We start from the raw sequence: 17,436 nt of genomic DNA on the forward strand, positions 1-17,436 counted from the left end.
CACTTCGAGGTAGCAGTCATGCTGGAAAAAGTTCAGGTGCCGGTAACGCTTGACGATAGTGTCATGCACGGGATGCGCGCCGGCCACCTCAGGATGCGCGAAGCGGCTTCCGGCAGTGAAGTCGATCTGGATCGTCAGCAGCTTGGTGGCCGCGTCGAAATCGACGCCGCTCACGAACCACGGATCACTTACACCCAATGCGGCTTCGAACAGCTTGCTGTGCATGACCTGCCTTCGTCTTGATTATGCAGAAACCGGGACGATACCACCCACTGGAAATTCAACAGAGGCATATTTTTTTTCCGTGCTGGCCGGCAAACCCACCTTGGTCAGATACTTGCGAGCGCGTTCTTCCGCTTCGGCGCGGCTCAATCCCAGCACGCTGATCGGCGCCTCGATGATGTTATCGAGCACCGTCATGTGCGCCCACAGATTGAAATGCTGGAACACCATCGCGAGACGCGTGCGCATCGCTTGCAACTGCTTCGGATGGGTCACGCGTAGCGAGCCGTTGCGATCCCTGCTCGTGTTGATTTCCTCGCCGTTCAGCGTGATGCGGCCGGAGCACGGCGATTCGAGAAAGTTGATGCAGCGCAGGAAGGTGCTTTTCCCGGAGCCGCTGGACCCGATGAGGCTAATCACGTCGCCCGCCTTCGCCTTCAGCGAGACGCCCTTCAGTACCTCGTTGTCGCCGAACTTCTTGTGCAGGTCGTCGACTGTCAGCTTGTACATGCTCGTATGCTCCATCATGGCGCGAATGCGCTTTAATGCCCTTGCGGTTTCAAATAAGCCAGCAAACGGATTTCCATCTTGCGGAAGCCCCAGATCAGCGCGAACACGATCGCCGCGTACAGAATCGCGGCGATGCCGTACGCCTGGAACGTCGCGTAGGTTGCTGAATTGACGTCGCGCGCCACTTTCAGAATGTCGGGGACGGTCGCCGTGAACGCGAGCGTGGTCGCGTGCAGCATCAGGATCACCTCGTTGCTGTACGAAGGCAGGGCCCGGCGCAGCGCCGAAGGCAGGATGATGCGCGTGTACAGCTTGAACTTCGACATGCCGTAAGCCTGGGCCGCCTCGATCTCGCCGTGCGAGGTCTCGCGGATCGCGCCTGCGAAGATCTCGGTGGCGTACGCGCATTCGTTCAGCGCGAACGCGAGCAGCGTGCAGTTCATCGCATTGCGAAAGAAGCTGTCGAGCATCGCATACGAATGGACGAAATGCAGACTGTAGAGCCCCGTGTAGATCAGCAGCAGCTGAACGTACAACGGCGTGCCGCGGAACACATAGGTGAATAGCCAGACGGGTCCGCAGATGTAGCGATTGCGCGACGCGCGCGCGATCGCGAGCGGCACGGCCAGCACGAAACCCAGCACGATCGACGCAACCAGCAGCCAGAGCGTGATGACGAGGCCGGTGTAGTTGAAGCCGTCCGTGAAAATGTAGTTCTGCCAGTATTGACGAATCAGTTCGATCACAGCGCGGCCCTCCGTACGCCGATCGAGTAGCGTTTCTCGAGGCGGATCAATACCAGGTTCGAAATGGTCGTGATGGCGAGGTAGATCGCCCCGGTCGCCAGCGTGAAGAAGAAGAACGACTGCGTGCTCTTGCCGGCATCCTGCGATGCCTTGACCACGTCCGCGAGACCGATGATCGACACGAGCGCGGTGGCCTTCACGAGCACCTGCCAGTTGTTGCCGATGCCGGGCAGCGCGAAGCGCATCATCTGCGGGAACAGAATGCGGGTGAACACGCGCCGCGCGCTCATGCCGTATGCGAAGCCCGCTTCGATCTGCCCGCGCGGCACCGACAGAAACGCGCCGCGGAAGGTTTCGGTGAAGTAAGCGCCGTAAATGAAGCCCAGCGTAATCACACCCGCGAGAAACGGATCGATGTCGATCTGCTCCATGCTGAACATGTCGGTCAGCTCATTGAGCCAGATCTGGATGCTGTAGAACAGCAGCAGCATCAGCACGAGGTCGGGCACGGCGCGGATCAGCGTCGTGTACATCGTGCCGATGCGCGAAAGCACGCGGTTGGTCGACAGCTTCGCGGCGGCGCCGAGAAGTCCCAGTGCGAACGACGCCGCGAGCGACAGCACCGCGAGTTTGATGGTTACCCACGTGCCCGCGAGGAGCAGCGGACCGAAGCCTTGAAACAGCATGGGAGTGTCCTTGTCGAAGGAGCGAACCGCGCATGCGCGCGGGGCCTGGCGATCGGGTGAAGCGGGCTCGTGGTGTTGCGCGCGGGCTTAGCCGCCGTACACGTCGAAGTCGAAGTACTTCTGCTCGATCTTCTTGTAGGTGCCGTCCTTGATCATGTCGGCGATCGCCTTGTCGACCTTGATCTTCAGATCTTCGTCTTCCTTGCGCATGCCGATGCCCGCGCCGTTGCCGAGGATCTGCGGATCATCGATGTTCTTGCCGACGAAGTCGAAGCCCGCGCCGCGCGGCGTCTTCAGGAAGCCCTGGTCAGCCTGCACCGCGTCTTGCAGCGCTGCGTCCAGACGGCCCGACTGCAGGTCGGTGTAGACCGCGTCCTGGTTCTGGTACGGCACGACCTTCACGCCCTTCGCCTCCCAATAGGTCTTCGCGTAGGTTTCCTGGATCGTGCCCTGTTCGACGCCCACCGTTTTGCCCTTCAGCGAGTCGGCGGTCGGCATGATGCCCGAGCCCTTCTTCGCGACGAGTCGTGTGGGCGTGTTGAACAGCTTCGACGAGAAAGCGATCTGTTCGGCACGTTTCGGCGTCATCGACATCGACGACAGCACGCCGTCGAACTTCTTTGCCTTCAATGCCGGAATCATGCTGTCGAAGTCCTGCTCGACCCACACGCACTTCGCATTCAGACGGCGGCAGATTTCGGTGCCGAGGTCGACGTCGAAGCCGACCAGCTTGCCATCGGTCGCTTTCGACTCGAACGGCGCATAGCTTGCATCCACACCGAAGCGGACCGTGGACCAATCTTTGGCGAAAGCGCCGGTGGCGGCGAGTGCGAGGGCGAGGGACAGGGCAAGTTTCTTCATGAAAGTCTCCGGGAGGGATGCTGCGAGGCGTGATGTTGTATAGACAAATTATCCCGTACGGCCGATGAGCGGCAATCAGGGTTAGTGCTTACGGGTACCGGGAAAGGAGAAGAAGAATAGGCGTAATAGCCTTGGTAGATAAGCCTTTTAAGGCTGATTGAAAGGCTGCCTGTGCAGCCAGATTTTTCGCGTATACCCGCGGTCTATACCGGTGCGGATATCTTGTCCATACAACTTCGTTACGGCGACGCCCGCCGGGGTGTCGAGCCGTGAACCGCCCGATCCGCGCTACTGATGCGAAGGCGGCAGATAGGTCATGTGCTGTTCGTCGTACAGCGCGTAGATCAGTTCGAGCATGCGCTGGATGTCGGCCGATTCGTCGAGCATGCGGATGCTCATGATGATCGGCGACACGAGGTTCTGATCGTCGAGGTCCTTGTAGGCGATGTCGCCGCGCTGCAAGCCATACACGCTGGCAGGCACGATCGAGATGCCTTCGCCCGCGGCAACGAGGCCGAGCGCGATCTGCAACTCGCGCGTCTCGTAGAGCCGCTGAGGCTTCAGGCCGCGATCGTGAAACGCGGCCAGCACCTGGTCCGCGTAACTGGGCCGCGGCGCCTTCGGGAAGATGATCAGCGTTTCGCTGGTCAGGTCGTGCAGCGACAGCACCGGCTTCGCGTCGCTCAGCGGATGGCCGAGCGGCAGCGCGACGATCATCCGTTCTTCGCGCAGCACCACGCGCTTGATGCTCGGGTCTTCGTGACGAATGCGGCCGAAGCCGACGTCGATGCGGCCTTCCTTGAGCGCCTTGATCTGATCCATCGTCGACATCTCGTGCAGGCTCAGCTCGACGGTGCTGTTCTCGGTGCGAAAGCGCCGGATGATTTTCGGCAGCATGCCGTACAGCGTCGAGCCGACGAAGCCCACCGACAAACTGCGCTCGATCTTGCCGACGCGCCGCGTCATCGCCTCGATTTCGGTCGTTTGCGCGAGCAGCTGAACCGCGTGCGAGTAGAAGAAGCGGCCGGCCTCGGTCAGCTTCAGCGGCCGCGAGTTGCGCTCGAACAGCTGCACGCCGAGCGTGTCTTCGAGCTGCTGGATCTGCCGGCTCAGCGGCGGCTGCGCAATATGCAGACGTTTGGCGGCCTTGGTGACGTTGCATTCCTCGGCAACGGCCACGAAGTAGCGCAGATGGCGCAATTCCATAAAAATACCTTTTAAGTATCGTCGCGATACTAAATCAGTGTTGGACGATCCAAATGGCGGACAACTATCCTTCAGTTACCGTAGACGCCCCGAAAAATTATACCTCCCGAGCATTGACGACTCGGCCCGGTCTGAAGCGTCGGTCGGCCCCACGGAGACGGCGCAGGCACATCCTCGCGCCTGGGATGATCCAAGACTTAGAAAGAGTTCAGGAGCAGCAATGAAACACGCTGAAATCGAAACCCTGTCGAAAGGGTTGCCCACCGATATCCCGCCTCTGGTGCCGAAGGTCCAGCCCTTGCGCGCCGCGACCTGACGCAACCGCGGAGGCCCACCGCCTCCACTCCCCGACGTGAAAGACCAACCGGCCAGCCGGCGTCCCGGCAGGCAGGCCGCTCCCTACACGCGTGCTTCGCACGCATATCGACAGTCCGTACCAGGAGACACGCATGATTCCGATCTACCCGGATCACACTCCACAACTGAAGAACATCGACGACTTTCTCGTCGAAGACCGCGAGCGCGGCGATTACCGCCTGCATCGCAGCGCGTTTACCGACGAGCGTCTGTTCGAACTCGAAATGCAGCATATTTTCGAGGGCAACTGGATTTATCTCGCGCACGAAAGCCAGATTCCGAACAACAACGATTACTTCACGACCTATATGGGTCGCCAGCCGGTCGTGATCGCGCGCAACCGTCAGGGCGAGTTGAACGCGTTCATCAATTCGTGCACGCACCGCGGCGCGATGCTGTGCCGTCACAAGCGCGGCAACAAGGCCACCTATACGTGCCCATTCCACGGCTGGACCTTCAACAACAGCGGCAAGCTGCTGAAGGTCAAAGACCCCTCGGACGCGGGCTATCCCGACTGCTTCAACAAGGAAGGCTCGCACGACCTGAAGAAGCTCGCGCGCTTCGGCAACTATCGCGGCTTCCTGTTCGGCAGCCTGAGCGATGACGTGCCGCCGCTCGAGACGTTCCTCGGCGAGGCGGCGCGCATCATCGACATGATCGTCGACCAGTCGGAAGACGGTCTCGAAGTGCTGCGCGGCTCGTCGACCTACACGTACGAAGGCAACTGGAAGCTGACCGCGGAAAACGGCGCGGACGGCTACCACGTGTCGGCCGTGCACTGGAACTATGCGGCGACGACCAATCATCGCAAGGAAGAGAACGCGCGCGAAGACAAGATCCGCGCGATGGATGCCGGCAGCTGGGGCCGCCAGGGCGGCGGCTTCTACGCGTTCGAGCACGGCCACATGCTGCTGTGGACGCGCTGGGCGAATCCCGAAGACCGTCCGAACTTCAGTCGCCGCGACGAATTCGCCGCGCGCTGCGGCGCCGAGCGCGCTGACTGGATGATCCAGAACTCGCGCAATCTGTGCCTCTACCCGAACGTGTATCTGATGGACCAGTTCGGCTCGCAGATTCGCGTGCTGCGGCCGCTGTCGGTCAACAAGACCGAGGTGACGATCTACTGCATCGCGCCGAAGGGCGAGTCCGACGAAGCGCGCTCGCGCCGCATCCGTCAATACGAGGACTTCTTCAACGTGAGCGGCATGGCCACGCCGGACGACCTCGAGGAATTCCGCGCCTGCCAGCTGGGTTACGCGGGCCGCGCGGTCGAATGGAACGACATGTGCCGCGGTTCGAAGCACTGGATCGACGGCGCGGACGAAGCCGCGCAGAAGATCGGCCTGAACCCCGTGATGAGCGGCGTGAAGACCGAGGACGAAGGCCTCTACACGGTGCAGCACCGCTACTGGATCGACACGATGAAAAAGGCGCTGAACGCGCCGGGGAGCCGCGCATGAGCAACATCGCCATCACCGATATTCAGGCTTTCCTGTTCCGCGAAAGCCGCCTGCTCGACGACGAGCAATGGGACGAGTGGCTCGCCTGCTATCACCCGGACGCGTCGTTCTGGATGCCTTCCTGGGACGACGAGGACAAGCTCATCACAGATCCGCAGCGCGAGATCTCGCTGATCTACTACCCGAACCGCCAGGGTCTCGAAGACCGCGTGTTCCGCATCAAGACCGAGCGCTCGAGCGCGACGATGCCCGATACGCGCACGAGCCACAACGTCGCCAACGTCGAAGTGGAGAGCGCTGAGAACGGCGTGTACACGGTGCGCTTCAACTGGCACACGCTGAGCCATCGCTACAAGACCAACTACAGCTACTTCGGCATGTCGCGCTACGTGATCGACTTCAACGGCGCCGAGCCGCAAATCCTGAGCAAGTACGTCGTGTTGAAGAACGACTACATCAATCAGGTCATCGACATCTACCACATCTAGCCGGTGCGGTTGCAGGAGACAGGTCATGGAACACACTATTGCACTTCAGTTCGAAGACGGCGTCACGCGCTTCATCAGCTGCCGTGAGAACGAAACGCTGTCGGATGCCGCGTACCGGCAGAAGATCAACATTCCGCTCGATTGCCGCGAAGGCGCGTGCGGCACCTGCCGCGGGCTGTGCGAATCGGGCGCGTACGACATGCCCGAGGAGAGCTACGTCGAAGATGCGTTGACCCCCGAAGAAGCGGGCAAGGGCTATATCCTCGCGTGCCAGACGCGGCCGCGCTCGGATCTGGTGATTCGCGTGCAGGCGTCGTCGGCGGCGTGCAAGACCGGCGTGTCGCGTTTCGAAGGCACGCTCGCGGCGGTCGAACGGCTGTCGGATTCGACGATCCATTTCTCGATCGATATCGACGGCGCGAGCGCGCCGAGCTTTCTCGCGGGTCAATATGTGAACGTCGAGATTCCGGGCGCGAGCGGCGAGAGCCGGTCGTACTCGTTCAGCTCGGCGCCGGGCGCGGCGCGCGCGGCGTTCGTCGTGCGCAACGTGCCGGACGGCAAGATGAGCGGCTTCTTGAGCCGCGATGCGCAGCCTGGTCAGCGGATCGGCTTCACGGGTCCGTATGGCAGCTTCTATCTGCGCGATCCGCAGCGTCCGGTGCTGTTCCTCGCGGGCGGCACCGGCATCGCGCCGTTCCTGTCGATGCTCGACGTGCTGAAGGCGGGCGGCAACACGCAGCCGGTGCGCCTCGTGTACGGCGTGACCCACGACATCGATCTGGTCGCGCTCGAACAACTCGAAGAAGCGCAGCGCACGCTGCCGAATTTCAGCTATCGCACCTGTGTCGTCGACGCCGCGAGCAGCCACGAGCGCAAAGGCTACGTGACCGCGCACGTCGACAGCGAATGGCTGAACGACGGCGACGTCGACGTCTACCTGTGCGGCCCGGTCGCGATGGTCGAAGCGGTGCAGGGCTGGCTGCGCGACAGCAGCGTCGAGCCCGCGAACTTCTACTACGAAAAATTTTCGGCGAGCAACGTAGCATGACTTCGACCTTTACCGATCGCTTCAAGGACAAGGTGCTCGTCGTGACCGGCGCGGGCCAGGGCATCGGCCGCGGCGTCGCGTTGCGCGCGGCGCGCGAGGGCGCCGCGGTGGTGCTGGTGGACCGTTCGCCGATCGTGCACGAGGTGACCGAAGAGATTACGCGCGCCGGCGGCGAGGCGCGCGCGTTCATCGCCGACCTCGAAACCTATGCGGGCGCGACGGCGATGACGGCCTTCGCGATCGAGGTGTTCGGCCGCATCGACGCGCTCGTCAACAATGTCGGCGGCACGATCTGGGCGAAGCCGTACGAGGAATATGAAGCCGAGCAAATCGAGGCCGAGGTGCGGCGTTCGCTGTTCCCGACGCTGTGGTGCTGCCACGCGGTGTTGCCCGCGATGCTGAAGCGCGCGAGCGGCGCGATCGTCAACGTGTCGTCGATCGCGACGCGCAGCATTTATCGCGTGCCGTATGCGGCGTCGAAGGGTGGCGTCAATGCGCTGACCGCGAGCCTCGCGTTCGAGCATGCGGAACACGGCATCCGCATCAACGCGGTCGCCACCGGCGGCACCGAAGCGCCGCCGCGCCGCGTGCCGCGCAACACCGCGCCGCAAAGCGAGCAGGAAGCGACGTGGTATCAGGGCATCGTCGATCAGACGATCGCGTCGAGCCTGATGCATCGCTACGGCACGATCGACGAACAGGTCGGCGCGATCCTGTTCCTCGCTTCCGATGAAGCGTCGTATATCACCGGCACCGTGCTGCCGGTCGGCGGCGGCGATCAGGGCTAACGGGCGGCGGGCCGAACGACGCCGATAGGCCGCGCGGCGATTGTCCTTCATACTATCGGCCCGGAATGACTCCGCTGCTGGGCGGTGACATGCGCCGCCAGGCGCGTGTCATCAACAGCGGGCCGCCACGACCCACATCGATGATGAATCCCACCCCTAGCCAGGCGCCGACCGCGCGCGCCATTGCGGCCGACTGGTCCGTGTCCGCCATCGTGGCCGGCTTTCTGGCCGTGCTGATCTCGTACGCGGGCCCCCTCGTGATCTTCTTCCAGGCGGCGCAAGCGGCCCACATGCCCAACGAGATGGTTGCGTCGTGGGTATGGGGCATCTCGATCGGCGCGGCCGTGTCCGGCATCTTCGCGAGCTGGAAGCTGAAAGTGCCGGTCGTGACCGCGTGGTCCGCGCCCGGTACCGCGCTGCTGGTCGGACTGTTTCCCGCGTTGACGCTGCATCAGGCGGTCGGCGCGTATCTGAGCGCTGCCGTGATCATTCTGCTGATCGGCATATCGGGCTATTTCGACCGCATGGTGCGCAGCATTCCGAAGGGCATCGCCTGCGGGATGATGGCCGGCATTCTGCTGCAGTTCGGCACGCATGCGTTCAAGGCGGCGGCATCGATGCCGGCGCTGGCGTTCGGCATGATCGGCGCGTACATCGTGTTCAGGCGCCTGCTGCCGCGCTATTGCATCGTGCTGGTGCTGCTGACCGGCACGGCGCTCGCCATCGCGCTCGGCGCCGCGCACCTGGGCCCGCTGCCGCTGCAAGTCACGCGGCCGATCTTCATCCAACCCGAATGGACGCTGAGTTCGACGCTGAGCCTTGCGTTGCCGCTCGTGGTCGTCAGTCTGACCGGGCAGTTTCTGCCGGGCATGGCGATTCTGCGCGTGTCCGGCTATCACACGCCGGCTCGGCCGATCATCACCGCGACGAGCATCGCGTCGATCGGCGTGGCGTTTTTCGGCGGCATCACGATCGTGATCGCCGCGATCACGGCGGCGCTGTGCACCGGCAAGGACGCGCACGACGACCCGGACAAGCGCTATATCGCCGGCATCGCCAACGGCGTGTTCTATCTGATCGGCGGCACCTTCGCCGGCGCGATCGTCGCGCTGTTCACGATGCTGCCGAAGGAATTCGTCGCGATTCTGGCGGGCCTCGCGTTGATCGGTGCGATCACGTCGAACGTGATGGGCGCGATCCAGGACGAAGACCATCGCGAGGCCTCGGTCATCACTTTTCTGGCGACCGCATCCGGTATGACCTTCCTCGGGCTCGGCTCCGCGTTCTGGGGCATCGTGATCGGCTCGTTCGCCTACCTCGTGCTGAACAAGGTGCGGCGCGAGACGTCGGCAAACCAATGATGAAGCAGTAAGTCAAGGCCGCGCACCGAGCGCCTGAAACAGCGCGGCGGTATCGGCATAACGCTGCGCCGCGGCTTTGGTGCGATCGAGTCCTGTCTGCAATTCCTGGCGCTGCGTATCGAGCAGCGTCAATTGACTGATGCCGCCCGCCGCATAACGCTGACTCGCGATACCGGCGCTGTGCTGCGCGCTGCGCTGCGCTGCATCGAGCGCCTGCAACGCGATTGCGTCCTGATCGAGCGCGCGCAGCGCGTCGGCGACCTGTTGCAGTCCCTGCAGCACGGTTTGCTTGTAGACGGCGAGCGCGGCCTGGTAGGCCGCCTCGGACGAATGTTTGCGCGCCAGCAGTTCACCGCCATGAAACAGCGGCTGCGTGAGACCCGCGCCGAAACTCCACACGTTGAATCCCGTCAGCAGATCGGACACGTTGACGCGTTCGGTCGCGGCGCTGCCCGACAGCGTGATGCGCGGATACAGGTTCGCGGTCGCGACGCCGATGTTCGCGCTCGCCTGATGCAACAGCGCTTCGGAGGCGCGAATGTCCGGCCGCTGCTGCGCGAGCGTCGACGGCAAGGTTACCGGCAGGTCGGCCGGCAGCACGAGCGTATCGAGGTCGAGCGCGGCAATGTCGTGTGCGGTGGTCAATTCCGCTGGCGCGCGTCCCAGATAGATCGCGAGCTGATGGTCGGTCTGTGCTAGCTGCGTGCGCAACGGCGGTAGCGTCGCACGGGTTTGTTGCACGAGCGTGCGCTGGCTCAGCAGATCGACCTCGGAGATGCCGCCCGCGCGAAAGCGGCGTTCGGCGATATCGAGTTGCTGCATCTGATTCGCGAGCAGCGCTTCTGTGAGCGCGATCTGCCGCGCCAGCGATGCACGCCGGATCGCCGCCGTCACCACATTGCCCGCGACCGTCAAACGTGCGGCTTCGAGTTCGTATTGCTGATAGTCGACCTGCGCGGCCACCGCTTCGAGCGCGCGGCGATTCGCGCCGAACAGATCGAGCGTGTACGACACGGTGACTTGCGCGCTGTACAGCGTGAATGGCGCGAACGCGCGGCCTTGCGTCAGCTGGCCGAAGCCGAGCGCCTCGGGATCGATCCTCTCGCGCGTGGTCGACAGGTTCGCATCGACCTGCGGCCACAGCGTGCCGCCCGCCTGCGCGCGATAGTCCTGCTGCGCCTGGTCGAGTTTCGCGCGGGCTTGCGCGAGGGTCGGGCTGTCGTCGAGCGCCTGCTGCACGAGCGCGTTCAGCGCCGGCGAGCCGAACGCGCGCCACCAGCCGTCGCGGGGTTGGTCAGTCGGCACGAAGTGTTGCGCGCCGCCGCCCGGACCATCGGCTGCGACGGTGCTTGCCGCAAGCGGCGCGGCGGTATAGCTCGACACGCTGGTCACGTCGGGTCGATGGAAATCCGGGCCAACCGTACACGCGCACATCGCCGCACTTGTGCAGAACGCGGCGAGCCGGCGCGTAGCGGATAAACAGGCCGCGCGATGAAAAGCCACGTCACGAAAGCGAGGAGCGGAACACATTGCAAGCCTTCCTCAATCGAGCGTGCGTCGATAGAACTTCACGGCGACACCCATCACGACGACCAGAAAGATCAGCAGCGGCCACACATGCGGCCACATGTCGGTCCAACCGACGCCCTTGAGCAGAATGCCGCGCACGAGCCGGTTGAAGTAGGTGAGCGGCAACAGATTGCCGATGTACTGCGCCCACTTCGGCATGCCCGCGAACGGGAACATGAAACCGGACAGCAGAATGTTGGGCAGAAAATAGAACATCGTCAGCTGCATGGCCTGCAACTGGTTCTGCGCGAGCGACGACAACGTAATGCCGATCGTCAGATTGGCGGCGACGAACAATAGCGCGGACAGATACAGCGCGATCAGACTGCCTTCGAACGGCACGTTGAACACGAAGCGCGCCGCCGCGACGATGATGCTGACCTGCACCAGACCGATTGCCACATACGGCACGATCTTGCCGGTCATCACTTCGAGCGGCAGCACGGGCGTAGCGAGCAGATTTTCCATCGTGCCGCGCTCGCGTTCGCGCGTGATTGCGAGGCCCGTCATCATCACCATCGTCATCGTCAGGATCACGCCCATCAGGCCCGGCACCACGTTGTACTGAGTGATGCTTTCGGGGTTGTAGAGCCGGTGCAATTGAACATCGAAAGCGGTGGGGCCGGCCGCGAGCGACGACAGCGGACCCGTGAGGTCCTTCTGCAATACCGACTGCGTGATCGACGGCAACGCGCCGAGCGCGGTGCCCACCGCCATCGGGTCCGTCGCGTCGGCTTCGACGAGCAGCGAGGGCCGCGCGCCCTTGGCCAGCTCGCGCGTGAAACCGACCGGAATATTCAGCACGAACAGCACCTTGCCTTGCGCGAGCGCGCGGCGGCCGGACTCTTCGTCGGGCAGCGTCGACACGATGTCGAAGTAATCGGAGTTGCGCATCGCCATCAGGAAGCTGCGCGTGAATTCGCTGTGGTCGGCGGCGATGACGGCGGTCGGCAGATGCTTCGGGTCGGTATTGATCGCGAAGCCGAACAGCGCCATCTGCATGATCGGCAGCACGATCATCATCGCAAACGTGATGCGGTCGCGCTTCAACTGCAAAAACTCCTTGCGCACGATGCTCCACCAACGCATCAGCGAAAAGCGCGGAAGTCGGCGCGCGGAATTCACGATGCTGTGCCCGCGGAAGGCGTTGCGTAATTGTCCGTCGAGCGGTTCATCATGAAGATGAACACGTCCTCGAGGCCGGTGTCCTGTCTTTCGATTCGCAGTGTCGGGTTCGAGCGTTCCAACTGGTCGATGCTCGCGTGGAGCTCGGGCGTGTCGGGCCCGCTCACGTGCAGCGACGAACCGAACGCCACCGTCTGCTCGACGCCGGGCGAGCTGCGCAGCCGGTCGCCGAGCTCGACGAGATTCTGGCCGTACACGGCCCACGTCACGAGCCCTTGAGAGTCGATGACCTGTTTCGACGTGCCCTGCGCGAGCAGCTTGCCGTACGCGATATAGGCGAGCTTGTGGCAGCGTTCCGCTTCGTCCATATAGTGCGTGCTGACGAGCACCGAGATACCACGCGCCGCGAGGCGGTGCAGCTCTTCCCAGAAGTCGCGGCGCGCGCTCGGGTCGACACCCGCGGTTGGTTCGTCGAGCAGCAGCAGCTGTGGCTCATGCAGCATGCACGCGGCCAGCGCGAGACGTTGCTTCCATCCGCCCGACAGTGCGCCGGCCAACTGCTTCGCACGGCTTTGCAGGCCAAGCTGTTCGAGCGCGCGATCCACCGCCTCGCGGCGGTTCTTCATCTCGTAGATGCGGGCGACGAAGTCGAGGTTTTCGCGGATCGACAGATCTTCCCAATAGGAAAAGCGCTGCGTCATATAGCCGGTGCGGCGTTTGATCTGCGCGCTGTCCTGCACGATGTCGTAACCGAGACAGGTGCCGCTGCCGGAGTCCGGCGTCAGCAGTCCGCACATCATGCGAATGCAGGTCGTCTTGCCGCTGCCGTTCGGGCCGAGAAAACCGAAAATCTCGCCGCGCTGCACCTGCATCGTCACATCGTTGACCACGTGCTTGGTGCCGAAATGCTTGTTCAGCCCGTGCACGTCGATCGCGTATACGGGATCGCTGGCGTTGGCGGGGGGCGGCGCGGGCGCACTCATTGCAGCGTGACCGTGACGGGCTGGCCGGGCCGCAGCTTCGGCGCATCGGCGGTCCGCGGTCTCGCCTCGACCATGAACACGAGCTTCGCGCGGCTTTCGTTGCTGAAGATCACCGGCGGCGTGTATTCCGCCTGGTCCGAGATAAAGCTGAGCACGGCCGGCACATCGGCGGCGCAGCCGTCGCAATGAATCGATACGCGACGGCCCGGCGCGAGCGAACCGACCACACCCTGGGGCACGAAGAAGCGCACCTTGACGTTCTCCGGCGGCAGCATGCGCACGACGGGGCTGCCCGCCGGCACCCATTCGCCACTCCGATACATCGTGTCGAACACGAGGCCCGCGTGCGGCGCGTGCACGCTTTTCTGATCGAGCTTCCATTGGGCCTGGCCGAGTTGGGCCTGCGCCGCATCGACTTGCGCCTGCTGCGCGCGAATCTGTTCGATCCGCCCAGGCAGACGCGCGACGGCAAGCTGACTTTGCAACTCGCGCACGTGCGCGGCGCTCGACAACGCGCTCGCGCGCGAGTCGTCGAGCTGGCCTTGCGCGATGCCGCCGGCGTCGAATTGCTGTTGGTCGCGGCGGAACTGGGTCGCGGCGCGCGCCGCATCGGCTTCGGCCTGTACGAGTTGCGCGCGTGTCACGTCGACTTCCGGCGGACGCTTGCCGGTTCCAAGGTCGGCGAGCTGGGCGCGGGCCGAGCGCAGCTGCTCGTTGGCCTGCGCCACGGCGTCGGTTTCGTTCTGCGCTTCGAGCGCGAACAGCGGCGTGTTCTGCGCGACGGTCTGCCCGCGCGAGACCGCGAGTTCGGTCAGCTGCCCCGCCTGCGACGACGCAAGGTAGAGGAACTCGCCTTCCACATAGCCTTGCCACGTGTTCGCCGGTTGTTGCGAACAGCTCGCGCACGCGATGCCCAGCGCGAGCGACGCGACACGTGTGGATGAGCGGGCGGACGGAATCATGACGGCTTTCCTTTCGCGCGGCGTGCGCTCGACGTCGCCCGGGTCCTGGTCTTGGCGCTGGTCTTGAGCGCCGTGGTTGCGCTCATGCCCTGCGTGAGCAGCGCGACGACGTGGCGTTCGAGCGTCGCGCGATCGAACGAGCTGCGCGGATTCAGGCGCTGCCAGATCCTGGCGGTTGCCTGCGGCAGCATCACGAGCGCGAGCACGGAGTTGAACAGCAGCAACGGTTCGAGCTGCGCGTTCAACTGACCCGACGCACAACCGCGTGCGATGTTCTGACCGAACGCGGCGACCTTTTGCACGGGGATATGCGCAAACGCGCGCTCGCGCAGCAGGCCGCCTTCGTTGATGATTTCGCGCAGCCATAGCGAAGGTAGCCACGGCATGGTTTCGGTGACGTCGAACATGCGTTTGACGATGCCTTGCGTCAGCGCGAGCGGATCGTCGTGTTCGGCATCGACCGGGTCCCAGATCGCGCCGAACGCCGCGACCAGCTTTTCCTCGAACAACGCGTCGAGCAGCTTTTCGCGGGTCTGGAACCAGTAGTGCACCATCGCGGACGTGACGCCGCTCGCTGCCGCGATCTGCGCCACCGTCGTGTTGGCGATGCCGCGCTCGGCGAACAGCGCCACCGCGACATCGAGCAGATGTTCGCGTGCGTCGAAGTCCTGCGGATGAGGACGGCGACCCATTCTGGAGCGGGCGACTTGTGGCATGGGAAACCCGACTAACTGATGAGTTAGTTAGTTTTAACTGCTTGATAGTAGGACAAGTTTTGATGTGCTGAAGGAGGGGAAACCCTGACCGCTATCGAATTCGATACTGAGCGTTATCGCGCGTCAAAAGCGAAGGCTCGGTTTCCGCGCATATCACACCGCGCGAAGCGCATTTTCGCCGGAAATTTCTATACTTCTGTAGCGCACCAGGCACGATCCAGACGAATTCAAGACGAATTAAAGTCAACCAAACGAAAGAATCGAAGCGAACCCGCGGCGCGGCCATCACGGCTCACGCGCGATTCGTATGAGGAGGGAGACATGGCACATTCCGCAACCGCCGGGTCGGCGAAGGAAGGCCACGGCGAAGCCTCACCGGCTCTTCCAGCGCTCGCGCTGGCCGCGCTCGGCGTGGTCTATGGCGACATCGGCACGAGCCCGCTCTATACGCTTGCCACCGTGTTCGATCCCGCCAACGGTCTCACGCTCAATGCTTTCAATATCGTCGGCATCGTTTCGCTGATCTTCTGGTCGCTGGTGATTGTGGTTTCGCTGAAGTACGTCGTGCTGATCCTGCGGGCGAATAATCACGGCGAAGGCGGGATCATGGCGCTGCTCGCGCTCGCGGCGTCGTCGATCGCGTCGCGGCCTCGTTTGCGGCGTGGGCTCCTCGTGGTGGGTGTGATGGGCGCGGCGCTGTTCTTCGGCGACAGCGTGATCACGCCGGCCATTTCCGTGCTGAGCGCCGTCGAAGGGCTCGAAGTCGTCGAGCCCGGGCTCAAGACCTATGTGGTTCCGGTGACGCTCGTCGCGCTGATCGTGCTGTTCGTCACGCAAAAGCACGGCACGGGCGGCATCGGCGCAGTGTTCGGGCCGGTGATGGTGCTCTGGTTCGTCGTGATCGCCGTGGCCGGCGTCGCGAACATCATGGCCACGCCGGTCGTGCTGTACGCGCTCAATCCGCTGGAAGGGCTCCGTATGGTCATGCATCACCGCTGGCTCGCCTTCGTCGCGCTCGGCGCGGTGGTGCTGTCGCTGACGGGCGCCGAGGCGCTCTACGCCGACATGGGCCATTTCGGCAAGCGACCCATTCGTCTTACGTGGTTCGGCGTCGTTTTTCCCGCGCTCGCGCTGAACTATCTGGGCCAGGGCGCGCTGCTGCTGGCGAACCCCGGCGCGGTGCAAAACCCGTTCTACCGGCTGTTCCCGCAGTGGGCCATCGTGCCGATGATCGTGCTGGCGACGATCGCCACCGTGATCGCGTCGCAAGCCGTTATTTCCGGTACCTATTCGATGACGATGCAGGCCATGCAGCTTTCCTTCCTGCCGCGCATGAACATCGTGCATACGTCGGAGCGCGAGATCGGGCAAATCTACGTGCCCGGCATCAACTGGATTCTGCTGATCGCGGTGGTCGCGGCGGTGTTGGGCTTCCGCTCGTCCACGGCGCTCGGGGCCGCGTATGGCATCGCCGTGACCGGCACGATGCTGATCACCACGTTCCTGACGTTCTTCGTCGTGCGTTACGCGTGGCGCTACAACTGGCTGCTGTGCGTGCTGTCCACCTCGTTCTTCTTCGTGATCGACGCGCTGTTCTTCTCGGCGAATCTGCTCAAGATCGTCGATGGCGGCTGGTTCCCGCTCGTGGTCGGCGCGATCGTGTTCACGATCATGGCGACGTGGGGACGCGGCTGGGAAATGATGCTGGCCGAAGCGCGCGTGCGCGCGGGAAAAACGCCGCTCAAGCCGTACCTCACCGCGCTGCTCGAAAGTTCGCCGACGCGCGTGGGCGGCACGGCGATCTTCCTGACGCCGGACGCCGAAGCGGTGCCGCACGCGCTCGTCAACAACCTGCGGCACAACCGTGTGCTGCATGAGCGCACGGTTTTCCTGAGCGTGATAACGAAGAACGTGCCGTGGGTGGCCGACAGCGAGCGCGTGCAGATCAGACCGCTGTGCACGGGCTGCTGGCATGCAACGGTGAGTTATGGATTCAAGGATGAAGTGGACTTGCCGCGCACGCTGGCCGCCTACAAGTCGCCGGAACTCACCTTCAACCTGGACGACACCTCCTGGTTCCTGAGCCGCGCGGCCGTCGTGCCCAAACGCGTGCACGGCATGGCGCTATGGCGTGAGCGGCTTTTCGCGGTAATGCTGCACAACGTGGGCAATATCGCGGCTTTCTTCAAACTGCCGGCCAATCGCGTGATCGAAGTCGGCGCGCGCGTGGAGATCTAGGCAGACCAAGCGTCATATACCTTTGAAGTAACGCGATAGACATACCAGTTCGCCACGACCCTCCACTCCGTCGGGTTCGAAACTTGCTGCCAACGACCGACCGCCGCTCC

Annotated in this window: 15 protein-coding genes and 2 pseudogenes; 6 read left to right on the forward strand and 11 right to left on the reverse strand. The window is 63.4% G+C overall.

Annotated elements, in window-relative coordinates:
* The 6 genes and pseudogenes from GCT19_RS35380 to GCT19_RS35405 all read right to left on the reverse strand — a co-directional run.
* Nucleotides 1-225: pseudogene (locus GCT19_RS35380) on the reverse strand (ISL3 family transposase); the annotation flags it as partial.
* Nucleotides 226-285: 60 nt separating this feature from the next.
* Nucleotides 286-732: pseudogene (locus GCT19_RS35385) on the reverse strand (ATP-binding cassette domain-containing protein); the annotation flags it as partial.
* Between the two features lie 32 nt (nt 733-764).
* Complete coding sequence (locus GCT19_RS35390) at nt 765-1,478, reverse strand: ABC transporter permease (RefSeq protein ID WP_018434773.1); 714 nt, start codon at nt 1,476-1,478, stop codon at nt 765-767.
* Nucleotides 1,475-2,164 carry an ABC transporter permease gene (locus GCT19_RS35395; protein WP_018434772.1) on the reverse strand — a complete coding sequence of 230 codons (690 nt, stop codon included), beginning with the start codon at nt 2,162-2,164 and terminating at the stop codon, nt 1,475-1,477. The genes GCT19_RS35390 and GCT19_RS35395 overlap by 4 nt, the downstream gene beginning before the upstream one ends.
* Nucleotides 2,165-2,251: 87 nt before the next feature.
* Nucleotides 2,252-3,025 carry an ABC transporter substrate-binding protein gene (locus GCT19_RS35400; RefSeq protein WP_152854488.1) on the reverse strand — a complete coding sequence of 258 codons (774 nt, stop codon included), beginning with the start codon at nt 3,023-3,025 and terminating at the stop codon, nt 2,252-2,254.
* 288 nt (nt 3,026-3,313) lie between these two features.
* A complete protein-coding gene (locus GCT19_RS35405; protein ID WP_018434770.1) occupies nt 3,314-4,231 on the reverse strand; it encodes a LysR family transcriptional regulator in 918 nt (305 codons plus the stop codon).
* Nucleotides 4,232-4,680: 449 nt separating this feature from the next.
* Between GCT19_RS35405 and benA the strand changes: the two genes are divergently transcribed.
* The 5 genes from benA (at nt 4,681) to GCT19_RS35430 (ending at nt 9,733) form a co-directional block, all read left to right on the forward strand.
* Nucleotides 4,681-6,048, forward strand: coding sequence for a benzoate 1,2-dioxygenase large subunit (gene benA / locus GCT19_RS35410; RefSeq protein WP_018434769.1), 1,368 nt, complete (start codon nt 4,681-4,683; stop codon nt 6,046-6,048).
* The gene (gene benB, locus GCT19_RS35415) at nt 6,045-6,536 is read left to right on the forward strand and encodes a benzoate 1,2-dioxygenase small subunit (RefSeq protein ID WP_152854489.1); all 492 of its coding nucleotides are present in this window, start codon (nt 6,045-6,047) and stop codon (nt 6,534-6,536) included. Before benA ends, benB begins: the two co-directional genes overlap by 4 nt.
* A 25-nt stretch (nt 6,537-6,561) precedes the next feature.
* Nucleotides 6,562-7,584, forward strand: coding sequence for a benzoate 1,2-dioxygenase electron transfer component BenC (gene benC, locus GCT19_RS35420; protein WP_152854490.1), 1,023 nt, complete (start codon nt 6,562-6,564; stop codon nt 7,582-7,584).
* Nucleotides 7,581-8,372 (forward strand): 1,6-dihydroxycyclohexa-2,4-diene-1-carboxylate dehydrogenase, encoded by a 792-nt coding sequence (locus GCT19_RS35425; RefSeq protein ID WP_013093827.1) that lies wholly within the window; start codon nt 7,581-7,583, stop codon nt 8,370-8,372. Before benC ends, GCT19_RS35425 begins: the two co-directional genes overlap by 4 nt.
* Before the next feature lie 140 nt (nt 8,373-8,512).
* Nucleotides 8,513-9,733, forward strand: coding sequence for a benzoate/H(+) symporter BenE family transporter (locus GCT19_RS35430; protein WP_152854491.1), 1,221 nt, complete (start codon nt 8,513-8,515; stop codon nt 9,731-9,733).
* Nucleotides 9,734-9,745: 12 nt separating this feature from the next.
* On the opposite strand, the gene GCT19_RS35435 is transcribed toward GCT19_RS35430, so the two are convergent.
* The 5 genes from GCT19_RS35435 to GCT19_RS35455 are packed head-to-tail and all read right to left on the reverse strand — an operon-like array spanning nt 9,746 to nt 15,064.
* Nucleotides 9,746-11,263 (reverse strand): efflux transporter outer membrane subunit, encoded by a 1,518-nt coding sequence (locus GCT19_RS35435; RefSeq protein ID WP_152854492.1) that lies wholly within the window; start codon nt 11,261-11,263, stop codon nt 9,746-9,748.
* A 12-nt stretch (nt 11,264-11,275) separates the two neighbouring features.
* Nucleotides 11,276-12,391: an ABC transporter permease gene (locus GCT19_RS35440; RefSeq protein ID WP_018434763.1), complete on the reverse strand. Its 1,116-nt coding sequence runs from the start codon at nt 12,389-12,391 to the stop codon at nt 11,276-11,278.
* Nucleotides 12,392-12,423: 32 nt separating this feature from the next.
* On the reverse strand, nt 12,424-13,410 hold the full coding sequence (locus GCT19_RS35445) for an ABC transporter ATP-binding protein (RefSeq protein WP_018434762.1): 987 nt from the start codon (nt 13,408-13,410) through the stop codon (nt 12,424-12,426).
* A complete protein-coding gene (locus GCT19_RS35450) occupies nt 13,407-14,372 on the reverse strand; it encodes an HlyD family secretion protein (protein ID WP_152854493.1) in 966 nt (321 codons plus the stop codon). The genes GCT19_RS35445 and GCT19_RS35450 overlap by 4 nt, the downstream gene beginning before the upstream one ends.
* Entirely contained in the window at nt 14,369-15,064 is a 696-nt protein-coding gene (locus tag GCT19_RS35455; protein WP_018434760.1) for a TetR/AcrR family transcriptional regulator, read from the reverse strand. The genes GCT19_RS35450 and GCT19_RS35455 overlap by 4 nt, the downstream gene beginning before the upstream one ends.
* Nucleotides 15,065-15,409: 345 nt before the next feature.
* Between GCT19_RS35455 and GCT19_RS35460 the strand changes: the two genes are divergently transcribed.
* Complete coding sequence (locus GCT19_RS35460; protein WP_152854494.1) at nt 15,410-17,326, forward strand: potassium transporter Kup; 1,917 nt, start codon at nt 15,410-15,412, stop codon at nt 17,324-17,326.
* Nucleotides 17,327-17,436: the final 110 nt, after the last annotated feature.

It is taken from the genome of Paraburkholderia atlantica, assembly GCF_009362785.1.
In the GTDB taxonomy this organism is placed as follows: Bacteria; Pseudomonadota; Gammaproteobacteria; order Burkholderiales; family Burkholderiaceae; genus Paraburkholderia; species Paraburkholderia atlantica.